This window comes from Pseudoalteromonas sp. TAE56, assembly GCF_000497955.1.
Classification (GTDB): Bacteria; Pseudomonadota; Gammaproteobacteria; order Enterobacterales; family Alteromonadaceae; genus Pseudoalteromonas.
In genome coordinates this window covers 23043-37486 of sequence record NZ_AUTN01000153.1, presented here as the reverse complement: position 1 = coordinate 37486, position 14444 = coordinate 23043, and the positions used below count along the sequence as shown (strand labels likewise).

Below are 14444 nucleotides of genomic sequence, written 5' to 3'. Positions count from 1 at the left end.
CCGCCGTTACCTACTACTGCTTGCTTAATTTGTCTAGCTGAGTATTCAAATACGGGTAAGTCGGCCATTGCTGCACCTACAATCGCAGCGCCTCTAGCTTGGCCTAGTTTTAGAGCTGAATCGGGGTTATGCGCCATAAATACTTTTTCAATGGCAAAGGTTTCTGGCGAAAATTGCTCAATAAGTTGTGTAATGCCTTGGTAGATCATTTTAAGTCTAACCGGAAAAGGATGATCGGCTAACTTAATACAGCCACTGCCTAAGTATGTAAATTTAGAACCTTGGTGGGCAACAACGCCATACCCGGTCAAACGTGAACCAGGATCAATCCCTAAAATAATGGCCAAACTGCATTCTCATTATTGTTATTTTTAAATTACGCTAATAATGCCAGAGCACTGTATAAATTACCAGTACAAAGAAAACAAAAATGCCCACGTGTTAGGTGGGCATTTAATACTTAATCCAATACGTGTTAAGTTAGTTTAAGCTTACCCTAGGGCGCGCACTAACCCTTGGGTGTTTTGTTTTAGTGTTCGGGCAATCATTAAATAACCTAAACCCGCTACAAATACACCGCCAGCTACCGGCCCAATAATCCATATGTGCGGGTGTAGCTTACCGGCTAAATCAAACATTTGTTGTTGCACAATTAAAAGCGCTATATCACTAAAAAATGCAGCAACTAAACCAGCTAAACCGCCTAGTAATAAAAACTCATAAAGGGTCGCGTTTTTAATTAATCGGCTTTTAGCCCCTAGCGTTCTGAGTATTACAATTTCTTGCATACGCTCACCTAAACTAGCTTGCACTTGCGATATAAGTACAAGTGCGCCACACAACACAACAATTGCAAGTACAAAGCCGATGGCGAGTGATACTTGCGAAATAGTTGTTTGTATTTGCTTAACAAAGTTATCAATGTCAATTGCTGTAATAGTAGGGTAAGTACGCAATAACTGGCTAAAATCACGCTTTTGCTCTGGGTTTATACGTACCGACGAAATATATGTTGCGGGAAAATCTGCAAGTACATCAGGGCTTAAAATAATAAAAAAGTTAGGTTTAAGCGTGGCCCAATTTACTTTGCGCACACTGGTGATTTTAGCGTCGAACGACTGCGAACCAATTAAAAATGTAAGCGTATCGCCTATCTCAACATCTAATCGCTCAAGCATCGACTCCTCTACTGAAGCCTCAGCCATCGCATTTTCACCAAACCACGTGCCTTGTGTTACTTCATTTTGGTCAGGCACATCTTTAAGCCATGTAAGGTTTAGCTCACGACCAATACCTGCACGTGCTTCTTCGTCTTTTTTCTCGTTGTCTTGCAGCGATACAGAACGTGCTACCAACTCGCCGTTTACCGCATTTACGCGCCCACGAATAGTGGGATAAAACTCTGATACCTGAATATCTTTTTGAGCTAAATATTCATTAATTGGATCAAGCTCATTTTGCGTAATATTAACCAAAAACGCATTAGGCGCGTCGCTTGGAAGTTGCGACTGCCAATCAGATATCATGTCGTTTTTAAGTACCACTAAAAACAGCAGTAATTTAATCGCTAACGAAAAACTAATTAACTGTACCGCGTTCACATTGGCACGCTTTTGAATAGATGCAATTGCAAGCGACCAACTGTTACCTGGCTTTAATCCTAGTTTTCGACCACCACCAAATATTAATTTAGATACTAAAAACAGCACACCAATTAACGCAAGTGTTGATATAAACAAAATAAGCGTTATTTTTATGTTGTTACTAAATAACCACATTAATAAAAACACGGTTAGCGCACTCATACCTAAATGCATACGACTTACTGCCAACTTGTCACCTAAGTTACGGCGCAGTACTCTAAGCGGCGGAATATCAAATAAATCAAATAACGGTTTAATAGAAAACATAACGGCACAAATTACGCCAGTGCTTATAGCTACCAGCCAAGGTTTAAAGCCACCTAAAGGCAGCTCTGTGCCCATACTTTTTGATAAGTAACTTGTTGCTATTTCTTGCAAGCCATAACCAATTAACAGCCCAATACTTACCGCCATTGCACATACAAGCAATAAATGGAGCATGTATATTTTGCGGATCATTGAACGGCTACCGCCTAGCGTTTTCATCATCGCTACTGGGTCGTATTGGCGTTCACAATAACGTTTTGCTGAAACAGCTATAGCCACTGCGGCTAAAATAATACCTAATAAGCCGGCTAGTAATAAAAAGCTCTCTGCGCGGTTTAAGCTGTTTGAAATGGGTGATTGGCGGTCTTTAACGCCATACCATTGTTGGTTTTCTTTCATTTGTGGTTTAAGCCACTCGTAAAAGCTATTTATATCGGCCTCACTACCTGCATAAAGTTGGCGATAATAAACACGACTACCCGGCTGCACAACTTCGGTTTTTTCCACATCGTCAATATTAATAAGCACACGACGGCTACTTGAAAATACATTAAATGGCGCGTCTGGCTCTTCTACAATAACTTTTGAAACATTAAATAATGCCGCGCCAAGCTCTACTTGCGCGCCAATATCAATATTTAAACTGTAAAATACCGACTCACTTAGCCACACATTACCCGGCGTTGGCCCGCTATTAGCAACTTTAGTTTCACCGGTTAGGGTATCTTTAACTTTTAACTGCCCTTTTAGCGGGTACGCATTAGATGCCGCTTTTACTGAGCTAAACTGCATTTCATCATTAGCAAACAACATAGTGTCGAAATACACCATTTGCGCCGTTTTTAAATTTTGGCTCTGTGCTTGAGTAATAAAAGCGGTGTCCAGAACATGGTCGCTTGCAAGTACACGGTCTGCTGCAATAAAAGCACTGCTTTTTTGCGCAATACTTTGCCCTATTCGCTCAGTAACCATCGACAGTGTAAGCACGGTTAAAACAGCAAGGGCGATAGCTGCGCTTATAACCGTGAGCTCACCACGGCGAAATTCTCGCGAAAATAACTTAAGCGCTAACTTAACCCACATTAGCAACGTCCTCTACTTGGCTTTTTACCAGTAAACCCGCTTCTATTTGAATAATGTGCTCACATTTTTGTGCAAGCCCTTCATCGTGAGTAACCAAAATAAGCGTAGTACCGTGCTGAGTATTTAAATCAAATAATAACGACTCAATCATTTTACCATTTTTACTATCTAAGTTAGCCGAAGGCTCATCAGCAAACAGTATTTTAGGTGTACCAATAAATGCTCGCGCAATAGCAACACGCTGTTGCTCACCGCCAGAAAGTTGCGACGGGTAATGATCAATTCGATGGCTCAAACCTACTTTTTCAAGCAATGCAATTGCTTGCTCTTTCGCATCACTTTCGCCAGCAAGTTCTGCTGGTAGCATAACGTTTTCTAGTGCAGTTAAGCTTTGTACTAACATGAACGATTGAAACACAAATCCAATTTTAGCGGCGCGCAGTGCTGCACGCTCTTCTTCATCTAAATTGTGTAATGGTTCACCATCTAAAAATATTTCACCGCTGCTGGCAGTGTCCAGCCCTGCTAATAAACTGAGTAACGTAGATTTACCAGATCCCGATGTGCCAACAATAGCAACAGACTCGCCATGCTTGACATTAAAGCTGATGTCGCTGAGGATGGGCAGCTCACCTTCAAAGGTAGAGACTACTTTAGACAAACCATTAACCTGAATTATATTTAATTGAGAAAGCGCTGACATATGACTCATTCAATCCTTCGTTTAGTATTCATTTTATTTTTAGTTATCAAACCGCTGAGCGCAGCAGCCAACAACACGATTTTAATACTCGGTGACAGTTTAAGCGCAGCCTACGGACTTCAACAAGAGCAAGGCTGGGTAAAATTGTTACAAGATAAATACGATGACGAACAAGCCGACATTGAACTTATCAACGCCAGTATTAGTGGCGAAACATCTGGTGGAGCCCTACGCCGTTTAGATGCATTGCTTAAGCAATACGAACCCACTCATGTACTTATTGAGCTAGGTGCTAATGACGGTTTACGTGGTTTTCCAGTCAAAAAAATGCAAACTAACTTAACGTCTCTTATTCAAAAAAGCCAAGCAGCTAATGCGATGACCGCCTTAATGGAGATTTACATTCCCCCTAATTACGGCCCGCGTTACAGCAAAATGTTTACAGACATTTTTACACATGTTAGCGAAGAAACAAACGCGCATTTAATGAACTTTTTTATGCTAGATATTGCCAGCCAACCTGAGCTGATGCAAAACGATAGTTTACACCCTAACAAAAAAGCTCAGCCATTAATACGAGATGAGATGTATGACTCGATCAAAAAGTGGTTAAATAAAGACTAGCCAATTAATACACCGCAAGAGTGCTATTTTAGGCCTCTTGCGTAATAAACACCCAAACAAACAATCGCTTATTGATTTTTAAAAAAATACACGTACTATTGCATACAAAGTCGGTATGTGGCGCAGCTTGGTAGCGCACTGTCATGGGGTGGCAGGGGTCGAGAGTTCGAATCTCTCCATACCGACCATTTAATTACCCCTGTATTAATAAGTTAAACTTCTCTTCAAAATGTAGCCAAAATTTACCTGTATTAATTCTACAATTTATCTGTAGCACTACCTTATTTATCAAAGCACACTTAATAAAACAGAATTTACCTAGTAAGTCTTGTAGTTTTTGAGTGGGTTGTATTTAAATGTTATTACCTTGAAGTGGCCTTTGTGGAATCTATATAAAGCCATTTGATTTCAATTTTATTGAAATTAAAATAAAAAAGCGCTCTAAGCGCTTTTTTATTAAAGTACTAGTGCTTGCGCCCTACACCATTTCGTACCATGTCTTGCCCTGTTTGGAATACGTCTTCTGTAATCATGCGTGCTAAAAGTAGCTTTTGATTATCGTCAAACACAGCAACAAAACGGCTGCCATCTTTGTTATTAGTAGCCATGCCAACACCAGCAACACCTTTAAGTCCAAAGCCACCGTTTTCGACATCTATTAAAAAGCTTTCTAGTGCGGCTAAAGTATCAATTACGTCATTTTCATTATTCATTTTAAAACTCTTTTAGTAAGGCTTTTAAATCATTATGGTGGCTATTTTATAGAGAAGAGCCAAAAACTTAAACCCTTGGCTCAGGTTAGTCAATAAATCGACTTTATAACTAACTCTAAATTGCTTAGCGCACAACCAAACTCTTTGGCATTTACGCGATGATACTGTGTGTCACTCATTGCTGTAAGGCTAATTATAAACTCGTCTTGTTGAGCGACCGCACTTTGCTCTTGGCTTAGGCACATAGCTTGAGTAAGTGAGCGAAGCTTTGAATTTGTTAAAATTGAGCTAAAACGCTGCACAGGCAGTGGAGGTATTTTTATAGCCGGTAACGCTTGCTCTATGGTGCGCTCGCTTAGAGTAAACGTGTTATTGGTAATATCAATTACGCTACTAGCAGGCCAGTACGAATAACGATAGTTATTACTATCAGCTAGAGGCTTACCTTGCTCAGTTAAGTGCACAACACCACTTTTACCTATTACGGTCATTAAACTACCTTCTGGCGATTTAATAACAACCAAAGCTGTATTTTCATCAATACCAAAACCATGTTGAATCTCTGTTTTAGTATTTTTCACTTCGTTTTTATTTAGCGTTGCTGCAAGCCTAAACGTGCGGTTTTGTTCGCTAAACTGAGTATCTAGTACACCAAAATTAAAGCTAGCAAGTCCACCAGCATTAGCATTAGCGTTATTTTCACTTTTACGAAGAGCCTCAAGGCTTGTCGTATTTGTAAGCATGCCCGTTACTTTACTCTGGATAGCAGCGCCCGCGCCTTTACCTACAATTACTGGTCGAGTTTGCAATGCTTGCGTCCACGGGTATGGGTTATTGTTTTGATCAAATAATACCTTGTGAGTTAATGCTGCATTACCGCTATTAAACATTACACCGGTACTATTTTTAATAAGTGATACAAGTGCATTAGTGCCACTTTTACATAAAGCGTATTCGGCCTTTGTGTACTCTGGATAAATTGCTTCCCGGTTATACACATTCATTAATGTATTTCTGAGAGCGGGTAATTCATCGCACGAGTTACTCGTAATCGCTTTAGCAAGCGCTGGGGTTAGTGCTAACCATTGAGTGCTTATATTTGATTGTGCTAAAAGACTCTGCGCTACATCTGCCGACTCATAAGGGTCGCGGCTCGATGCCGTAATAGCAAGCATGGTGGGTTTTGCGTTATTAACTTTTAAACTGCCCGACACAAATTGTAAAATATTATTAGTCGCGACCTCAATATTAAAATCGGTATTTACTTGCTCTTTTAAGCGCTCATCGTTTTTATTAAGTAGCGGCACTTCTAGCATATCTAATACAAAATTGTATTCTTGCTGAGTCAAGCTTTCTAATTGCTGGTTATTTATATCGCGCCATAGCCAGAGTAAATCAGTTTTTGAGACGCTATTAGACGATTTACTTTGTATGGCTTTAAGTGTTTTTAATACAGCCGTTTTTGCCTCAATGTTATTATTAGGCCAGTGCTGCGTGATGTTTTTTATTTGAGAGTCGTTAACCGTATATAAATTATGTGACTTACCATCTATAGCTGCCTCTTTTTGGCAATTATTAAGCTTTGCGCTTGTACAGGTAGTTAGCTCTGAGCCCACTAAAATTAAAGTTTGGCTTTGCTCTTGGGCCACTGAATTTATTGAAAAAGCAGCACTAAATAATGTAACTAACATACTCAGCAATTTTGGTTTTTGATTGCGTAAAAATGCACACATCGTAGTGTAAACCCTAATAAATTTATAAAAATAATGTGTTGTAGTTTAACAGCTAGCCACTTGAGCCTAAATATATTTTTATAAGTGTTAAATAATTTAAGCCTCTGAAAAGCGATAGCGTTAATAATTTATTAAATAAGTTGTTTAGTTTGCATGCTTGCCTTTATAAATATTTACTAAACAAATTTAAACAGAGCATTTATTGATCAAACTCATTGTTTAAATTACGGTGGTGCATTGTTTTATGTAACTAGGGTGAAATATGGACTTTTCTAATGAAGAGGTAAATTTTTTAGCTGAGTTATTCAAACCAAATACAAAGCAAAGCTCTCCTCGCGATCATATACTGACAATGAAAAGCTCAGTTCCTGCTAGCATAGCGCGCCTTCTCACTCATGCTAATTTAACTTTGCTTGCTGAAGTTGCTAATTACCAACTTTGGTTTCCCTTGCAATTAAAAATTGATGAGTTAGGTGTAATTAACCCCACTTTAAGCGCACCAGAAGTAATTGATACAAAGGGCACTCAACGTAGTTGGCGCTGGAGTGAGCTAAATATTAAAAGCCAAGGTTTTAATATTGAATCGATTTCCAGTACGGGCATATTTTTAAAACCATTAAAAAGTGGAGAGAGCTTAAAAAAATTACAGCACATGAGCTTTACCTTACCCAACAAAGAAAGCATATCGATAGATGTAGAACCCGTTAGGCAAAGTAGCTTAGGGATTGCAGCAAAAATAACTCAGATTCATAGCGGGCAAGAGCAATTACGCGCCTATCTGTTTGAAGAACATAAACGCCAATATGCTAAGCTGTACGAAGATGGACAGCTAATTGAACAGTTAATTTAGTCTCTTTTAAACACTCACATGCACTTCACTTGGCTTTATTTAACCCCCTCTCAATGTTAATCTGTACCGCTATTAATAAATCATAAGGATATGACAATGCCAGGTGCTTTTGCGCACATCACTGCCGTTAATATTGCAACGCAAACCAAATCACTCGCTAAAATGGATATGCCTAAAAAGGCAAAACTTATTTTAAGCCAACGCCAAGCATATCTCGAACTAGGTTGTGTAGCCCCCGATTATCCTTACTTAGCTGTAGCGCAGCCTAGCCAAAATGCATGGGCCGACCTAATGCATTATGAGCACACAGGCGATTTACTTAAAGCAATGATTGAATACTGCAAAACACTTGAAGGTGAAGCATTTGAAAAGTGTTTTGCTTGGTTATGCGGTTATATGGCCCATGTTGCTGCGGATATAACAGTGCATCCGGTTGTTGAATTAAAAGTAGGCCCGTATGAGCAAAACCAAACGGCGCACCGTGCCTGCGAAATGAACCAAGATGCATTTATTTGGCAGCGTTTAAATTTAGGTGAGTTAGGTTATGCTGACCGCGTGCAACAAAATATTGGATCTTGTACTAACAAAGACGATAATTTTGATACCGATATTGCAAAAATTTGGCAACATGCTTTATTAACGGTTCACCCAAGCTACGCTGCACAACACGCTCCTAACTTTAATTCATGGCATAACGGTTTTCAGCTTGTAGTAAATAATGTTGAAGAAAGCTATCGATTATTTGCCTGTGCACGCCATGTTGCTGCTGATTTAGGTTTGTTTTATCCTCGTCCAAACGAAGTAGACTCCACTTTTATTGAACAACTAAAAACGCCGCACGAGCCTATGCATTACAACGATATTTTTGACTTTGCCGTTAGCAATATTCAGCACTACATAACCATTATTGCCAATGCCGTATTTTTAGATACTGATTACAGTGCAATTAAAAATTGGAACCTAGATACAGGCTACGATGAACACGACACGATGACGGTATGGAGCAAATAAAATGAAACACTTACTTTGTATAAGCCTCATAGTATTACTTAGCGGTTGCTACACTTCAGAAAATAACAATCCAGAAGTGATGGCCGACTTAGCCTCGCAATTAAAAGACATTGCTACAGCCGTTGATGGCACATTAAAATTTAGCGAAACCCCCTATTCAACAACTGAGGAGTTATTAAAAGCTGCTGTTAATAACGATTTAAGCAAACTTGCACCCTTTGAGGAATACACGCTTATCGTGAACGTACAAGATGATAACGCAGTGCTACTCTTATGTGATGCCAATACTGCTTTAATTGAAGATGTAGGCTGTACTGCTCAATCAGATATACAGCATTGGGGAGCTGAGGCTATTCATCAGTGCGAAATAACCATAAACGCCCAACAGCTCTGTAATTAGGTAATAAAACCCAGCTAGTTTTATAGAACATACATACCTTAGGTGTATATGTTCTATATAGTGCCCACTAAATACATTTAAAGTTGAGCCGTCATCTCTTTAGCGTTAAACACTAAGCCATGGTGACTAACATGTTCTGCAAAATTTTCGGCTGGCATTGGTTTAGCAAAGTAAAAGCCCTGAAACTCTTTACACCCCATTTGCGTCATTATTGCTACTTGCTCTTGGGTTTCTACTCCTTCGGCTACACACTTAATATCAAGCTCTTCACACATAACGTGCACCGCTTTAACTAAACTTTTTTGACGCGTAGAGCTCGTTACTTGGCTTATTAATGAGCGATCTAACTTGAGCTTGTTAATAGGGTAATCGGCAAGGCGTGCAATATTAGAATAACCCACCCCAAAATCATCGACCGAAATAGTAAAACCCCACGATTGCAGCGTTTGCATAAGCTTTAGCGAATGCGCTTGGTTTGCCTCAAGAGAAGTTTCAGTCAGTTCTAACTCTATTTGAGGTGGCTTTACGTTAAAGTCGGCAAGGTATTTAACCAGTTTTGACATAAAATCGGTTTGGCTAAAATCAATTAGAGATATATTTATTGCCACCGGCACACTAGGTAAACCCGTCTTGGTCCAATCGGCAATTTGAGCGCACACTTTTTGAATAATCAGGTCGGTTAGCCGACTAACCATTCTGTATTCTTCGGCAATAGGAATAAATACCACTGGCGACACATTACCCAGTATTGGACTGTTCCAACGCGCTAAGGCTTCAAGCCCTATACATTGACCCGTTGCATCTACTTTAGGTTGATAGTGCACCGACAAATCGCCCTGCAGAAGCGCTTCATCTAATAACATTGAAATTTCGTATTTTTCGATAAAAGCTTGTGATTGCTTTTCGTTATAACCACTAAGGGGCATATTACAATTTGCTAGTTTAAGTGCTTCGCATGCATTGCTAAGTACTGTTGTGCTGTTTTTTCCATGATCAGGATACTTTGCAAAACCAAATAAAAATGATTGCTGACACTTAGTGCCAAATACATTATATGTTTTATCTAATGTATTTTTTATTTGCATTAATAGCTTATCTTCTAGCTCGTTTTGCGAGTTTGCGCCAATTATAAAAGCAAGCTTTCCTACTCCTATATGAGCACACAAAAGAGGCCCATCTGGCATCGCTTTTAAACGCTTGTACGCGTTAATAAGTAATGCTTGAGAGTCGGCTTTAGTGAGCTTCAAATTTAAGTATTCACTATTTGCACTTTGCGCAACAACGATATAAAAACCTTTTTGGTATTTGCTTGTTAATCTGTCGCATTGCAGCTCAAACCATTCTCTATTAGGTAGTTTTGTTTGCGAGTCTCTAAAGCGTAAACGTTTATTTTCTTGTTCCATCATCGATAAATTTTGTTTAATGAGCTGCTCTTGCGTGCAATCGTAAAAGTCATATACACGGTAGTTTGTACTCATTGTTATTTGCTGATAACTGGCTTTAAAATAACTTTTTTTGTACTTCACAATTTTATTTTGAGCATTAGAGTCGTCAAAAACTAAGGCCGGAAATAAATGAGAAAGATTAACGCTTCCTTCTTTTAATTCTTTTTTTATACCAAACATATCAATAGCATGTTGATTAAAATCAGTAATGACAAGGTTTTCGTCAACAATAATTTTGGCTTTATTTGATTCGGTGAACAGGCTTCGATAAAGCTCATTTTTATCTTTAAGGTGTGTATTAGCGCTTATCATTGTTTTGTTTAAACGCTTAGCAGCCACAATAGTGCGCGCCACAGCAAGGGGAATACAAATGTTAAAAAATAAAAATATAAGCCCTGTAATGTATAAGTCAGCATCGGGAAGTTGTTGAGCTATGCCGGTTAAACCCGATACATCAACGTTATTGATGATCATATAAAACGGCGCAATATTTAATACGCCATAAGCAAGGGCTGTTCTATAACCAAGTAGCATAAGTGCTATTATCGGGCAGGAATACATATACATAGAACCCACTTTAGCAAGCTCTAGGTCTGTTAAAAATAAGTTCATTGACACGCTAGCAGCTACAATAGCTATTAAAAGTGCATGAGCGCTAAAGTGATAAAAACGCTTACTTGCTATAAGTAAACCACATGCAGTAGCAAGAAAACTGCTTGTTAATACAACAATATAAATTAAGTTAAATTCAATAGCGCTTGTGTACGTGTGGCACGCCACAGCAAAACATAACACCATTACTAATGATAGAATAATGCGCAGTGCACTTACCCGCCAATTAGCAACCTGACCAGGGGCTGAATAATGGTCGCTTAATAAAAAGAACCTATTGAAAAAATGCATAATAAACAACAGTTAAAGCTCATTCTTCTATTAGACATTGATAGCTTGTTAAAATCAATCAAATGAATATAATTTCTATTTACATTATTCTATAAAATAGACAGGTGTAAACCTAATTGTTAGCCGTTAAGCATTTATTTTTCGAGTGTTTTTACAGTTATCTTCTTTAAGAGCGAAACCACTGCACCCTAAAAATTCACCGTGCTTAGATTTGCGTTTACGCATTTCGCGCCCGCACTCCTCACAAATTGGGTGCTGCATTTTACATTCTGTATTCACACATTGTGAGTATGTGTTTTTATCAACCGATGGGCCACTACAGCTTTTACACACTCGTAATTTAGTTTCGCAAATTTGCGTGTTAGTACAACTATAATAATCACCATATTGACCCGTTTTTGGCACAATTAAACCGTCGCTGCACGTACTACACTCTCTTTGCTTTAGTTGCGACTTATTAAATAACGTTGAAGCGATTTGAATGGGATAATTGTCATTTACTAATTCTTTTACAAACGCTGAGCATGCATAAGGGTCTGCAATTAAATACGCTTTATGTTTAGCGCGCGTAATACCTACATAAAGCAAACGCCTTTCCTCTGAGTGAGTGAATTCATCTTGCTCTGGTAATAACGCCTCCACCAGCACATTATTTTGATTATCGCTAGGAAACCCTAATTTACCTTGTTCAAAACCAATAATAATACAGTAATCGGCTTCAAGCCCTTTGGCACTATGCAATGTCCAAAAATAAAGAGAGTTTGTATGCTTTTTATCTTTTAAATGCTGCTGCACGCTATTTAACATGTATCTATATCGACTAAGTATGGCAATGCTCGCTGATGCATCATTTTTTTGAATCGTGCTTATAGTCTGCTGTACTTTTATTTCTATCGATTTAGTACCTTGGTATAAATCGTCTAATAAAATAACTTGTGGAGTAGTTACTTTTGTATGTGTGCTGATCTGCTTTTTATATTGCTCAGGGTTTTGCATTACAAAGCGCCCAGCTACATCGCTAATGCTATTATTATATCTGAATGTTTTTTGCAGCATAGTGAGAGAGTGGCTACCCACTAACTCATTAAAGCGCGTAGTAAGCGCTAAATTACCACCCGAGAACCGATAAATTGCTTGCCAGTCGTCACCAACAGCAGTAAAGCGTATTCCTTTGGCATGTTTTAATATGGCACTTAAAAAAGCCATACGCGCGCTTGATATATCTTGAAACTCATCAACTAAAATGTGGCTCCATGGAATATTAAAATCTCCGCTTACTATCGCCTTTGTTGCTTGAATAATCATATCGTCAAAATCAATGGCGCTTTGCGCGTTTAATTCATTTATATAAGCATCATGAATTTGCACTAACAAGTTTGCATATTGCTGGTAATTTTTAATACCACTTTGCTTAATGCGCTGTTCTATTTGCTTATTACTTAGTTGCTCGACTCGAATAGCTTGTAAACATTTTATGTACTTATCAATGCCTTGCTGTAACTGCCCTGAGTTATTTAAAGTATGAAAAATTTCGTCGTTACTTAAAGGTGTTAATTCAACATTATGCTGCTTTAATTGCTTTGCGAGGGTTAGCTCTAGCTTTCCTTCTACCCAGTTGTAATGAAAGGTCTCGAGTAAGGTGGTGCCATTTTGTTTATGCAGTTTGCGCTTAAATGCAACTTGCTCGTTATAGTGTTTTTTATTTATATCGGCACGCGTATTCCCTTGCCTATCAATGCCAAAGTGCTCTAGGTAAATATCATATTGAGGTATATAAAAGTCTGGCTTATATTGCCCACTTAGCTCTGCGCCTTGGCTAAAGTGATAATTCACCTCATAACTGTGCGGTACGCAATTCAAATGCAGCCAGTTTGAAATAAGCACTTCCTGATAACTTTTTACTTTATGACCCGCAAGGCTACGGTATTCGTTATCGCGTACGTACCGCTCGTACTGTGCACTATCTTTAAAGCTAAATATATCAATCGGCTCATGGAGTAAATCTAAAAATGCTTTTAAAAACTGTGGTTCGGTTTGTATTTTTTTACTTACCCACCCAGTTAACCAACTATTTAATTGAACTGGGTCAGTTGCAAATTTTGATAATTCGATTGGCTTTTTAGCACTTTGTAGTAATTTAAGCCCAAGCGCATGAAACGTTAAAATAGTGGGTGCTTTGGTATGCAATTTTGCATGCGTGGCGCGTTTAATAAAGCGCTCTTTAAGCTCATTTGCTGCTGTTTTATTATAGGCCAGCACCAAAATTTGCTCAGGCTTGGCAATATTGCATGCTATTAAATTTAAAGACTTTGCTACCATCACAGATGTTTTACCTGTGCCTGCTGCCGCTAATACTAAATTTTTATCGTTATCGCGTATTACCGCTAAGCGCTGCTCTGTTGTTAATGGATTTGACTCTACTTGATTAAAAAAGTCATTTTTAAGAGTTAGTTGTTTTTTTTCATATTTATGGCGCAACTGTGCAATTGCATCGTGAGTATTGGGTGTGGTGCTTAGTATATTTAAAAATTTAATACTACTTGGCGATAAGTGTTGTTGCCACACACTTGTACTTTTAGCGTACTGCTTGGTAAGCAAAAACACATCATTCTTAAGTGTTTTTATGGAACTATCACGTAAAAACTCATCTAAAGCATAGCGCTTGAGCGAAATCTTTGCGTTATTTACCTTTTGCTCAAGCAGGGCTGAAAACCGCGTGTTAAGGGCTGTGTTTAAAGTGTTCGCTTGTGCTTTGTTTAAAAAACTAATTGATGTATTGCTACTGTCGCACAAATTAATTTTGGCGCTAAATAAACGGTTTTTAAGTATTGAGTAATTATAAAAGTCCTTAATTAAAAATGTCCGCGCGGGAGCACTTCTAAAATGAACAACAAGATCTTCTTGCTCAATAGTTACGTGTTTAATACGGGTAAAAAAACGGCCTAGCCAACTTGGGGTAGCAATATACTGCGCCATAATACTCAATATGAAGATATGCTTTACCTGATTGTAACATACTCTTTTATAATACATTTAGCGCTAATTCGATGCTTACTTAGCAAACAATTT

At 38.5% G+C, this 14444-nt stretch carries 11 protein-coding genes and 1 tRNA gene; 5 read left to right on the top strand and 7 right to left on the bottom strand.

Annotated features, from left to right (window positions below; genetic code table 11):
* The 3 genes from ruvC to L656_RS0119610 all read right to left on the bottom strand — a co-directional run.
* On the bottom strand, positions 1-347 hold a 347-nt coding region (gene ruvC, locus L656_RS0119620; protein WP_024596839.1), incomplete at its 3' end, for a crossover junction endodeoxyribonuclease RuvC.
* Between the two features lie 144 nt (positions 348-491).
* Positions 492-2993 (bottom strand): ABC transporter permease, encoded by a 2502-nt coding sequence (locus tag L656_RS0119615; RefSeq protein WP_024600472.1) that lies wholly within the window; start codon positions 2991-2993, stop codon positions 492-494.
* A complete protein-coding gene (locus L656_RS0119610; protein WP_008137049.1) occupies positions 2983-3696 on the bottom strand; it encodes an ABC transporter ATP-binding protein in 714 nt (237 codons plus the stop codon). The genes L656_RS0119615 and L656_RS0119610 overlap by 11 nt, the downstream gene beginning before the upstream one ends.
* On the opposite strand from L656_RS0119610, the gene L656_RS0119605 reads away from it, so the two are divergent.
* Together L656_RS0119605 and L656_RS0119600 are read left to right on the top strand one after the other, a co-directional pair.
* Positions 3697-4320 (top strand): arylesterase, encoded by a 624-nt coding sequence (locus tag L656_RS0119605; RefSeq protein WP_024600471.1) that lies wholly within the window; start codon positions 3697-3699, stop codon positions 4318-4320.
* Between the two features lie 111 nt (positions 4321-4431).
* Positions 4432-4508 (top strand) — tRNA-Pro (locus L656_RS0119600).
* A 276-nt stretch (positions 4509-4784) separates the two neighbouring features.
* Here the strand turns inward: L656_RS0119600 and L656_RS0119595 are convergent.
* The gene (locus tag L656_RS0119595) at positions 4785-5033 is read right to left on the bottom strand and encodes a hypothetical protein (protein ID WP_024600470.1); all 249 of its coding nucleotides are present in this window, start codon (positions 5031-5033) and stop codon (positions 4785-4787) included.
* Positions 5034-5122: 89 nt separating this feature from the next.
* Positions 5123-6724 (bottom strand): cyanophycinase, encoded by a 1602-nt coding sequence (locus tag L656_RS0119590; RefSeq protein WP_050581884.1) that lies wholly within the window; start codon positions 6722-6724, stop codon positions 5123-5125.
* A 304-nt stretch (positions 6725-7028) separates the two neighbouring features.
* Between L656_RS0119590 and L656_RS0119585 the strand changes: the two genes are divergently transcribed.
* The 3 genes from L656_RS0119585 (at position 7029) to L656_RS0119575 (ending at position 9027) form a co-directional block, all read left to right on the top strand.
* Positions 7029-7616 (top strand): hypothetical protein, encoded by a 588-nt coding sequence (locus L656_RS0119585; protein ID WP_024600468.1) that lies wholly within the window; start codon positions 7029-7031, stop codon positions 7614-7616.
* Positions 7617-7712: 96 nt separating this feature from the next.
* Entirely contained in the window at positions 7713-8627 is a 915-nt protein-coding gene (locus tag L656_RS0119580) for a zinc dependent phospholipase C family protein (protein WP_024600467.1), read from the top strand.
* 1 nt (position 8628) lies between these two features.
* Complete coding sequence (locus tag L656_RS0119575) at positions 8629-9027, top strand: hypothetical protein (protein ID WP_024600466.1); 399 nt, start codon at positions 8629-8631, stop codon at positions 9025-9027.
* Positions 9028-9104: 77 nt separating this feature from the next.
* On the opposite strand, the gene L656_RS1000000122985 is transcribed toward L656_RS0119575, so the two are convergent.
* On the bottom strand, positions 9105-11375 hold the full coding sequence (locus L656_RS1000000122985; RefSeq protein ID WP_024600465.1) for a putative bifunctional diguanylate cyclase/phosphodiesterase: 2271 nt from the start codon (positions 11373-11375) through the stop codon (positions 9105-9107).
* Between the two features lie 126 nt (positions 11376-11501).
* On the bottom strand, positions 11502-14351 hold the full coding sequence (locus tag L656_RS0119565; protein WP_024600464.1) for a UvrD-helicase domain-containing protein: 2850 nt from the start codon (positions 14349-14351) through the stop codon (positions 11502-11504).
* Positions 14352-14444 lie beyond the last annotated feature (93 nt).

Coding starts and splice junctions, on each gene's coding strand:
- L656_RS0119610 (WP_008137049.1), bottom strand. CDS start 3,696: ATGTCAGCGCTTTCTCAATTAAATATAATTCAGGTTAATGGTTTGTCT.
- L656_RS0119575 (WP_024600466.1), top strand. CDS start 8,629: ATGAAACACTTACTTTGTATAAGCCTCATAGTATTACTTAGCGGTTGC.
- L656_RS0119590 (WP_050581884.1), bottom strand. CDS start 6,724: ATGTTAGTTACATTATTTAGTGCTGCTTTTTCAATAAATTCAGTGGCC.
- L656_RS0119605 (WP_024600471.1), top strand. CDS start 3,697: ATGACTCATTCAATCCTTCGTTTAGTATTCATTTTATTTTTAGTTATC.
- L656_RS0119580 (WP_024600467.1), top strand. CDS start 7,713: ATGCCAGGTGCTTTTGCGCACATCACTGCCGTTAATATTGCAACGCAA.
- L656_RS0119595 (WP_024600470.1), bottom strand. CDS start 5,033: ATGAATAATGAAAATGACGTAATTGATACTTTAGCCGCACTAGAAAGC.
- L656_RS0119585 (WP_024600468.1), top strand. CDS start 7,029: ATGGACTTTTCTAATGAAGAGGTAAATTTTTTAGCTGAGTTATTCAAA.
- L656_RS0119565 (WP_024600464.1), bottom strand. CDS start 14,351: ATGGCGCAGTATATTGCTACCCCAAGTTGGCTAGGCCGTTTTTTTACC.
- L656_RS1000000122985 (WP_024600465.1), bottom strand. CDS start 11,375: ATGCATTTTTTCAATAGGTTCTTTTTATTAAGCGACCATTATTCAGCC.
- L656_RS0119615 (WP_024600472.1), bottom strand. CDS start 2,993: ATGTGGGTTAAGTTAGCGCTTAAGTTATTTTCGCGAGAATTTCGCCGT.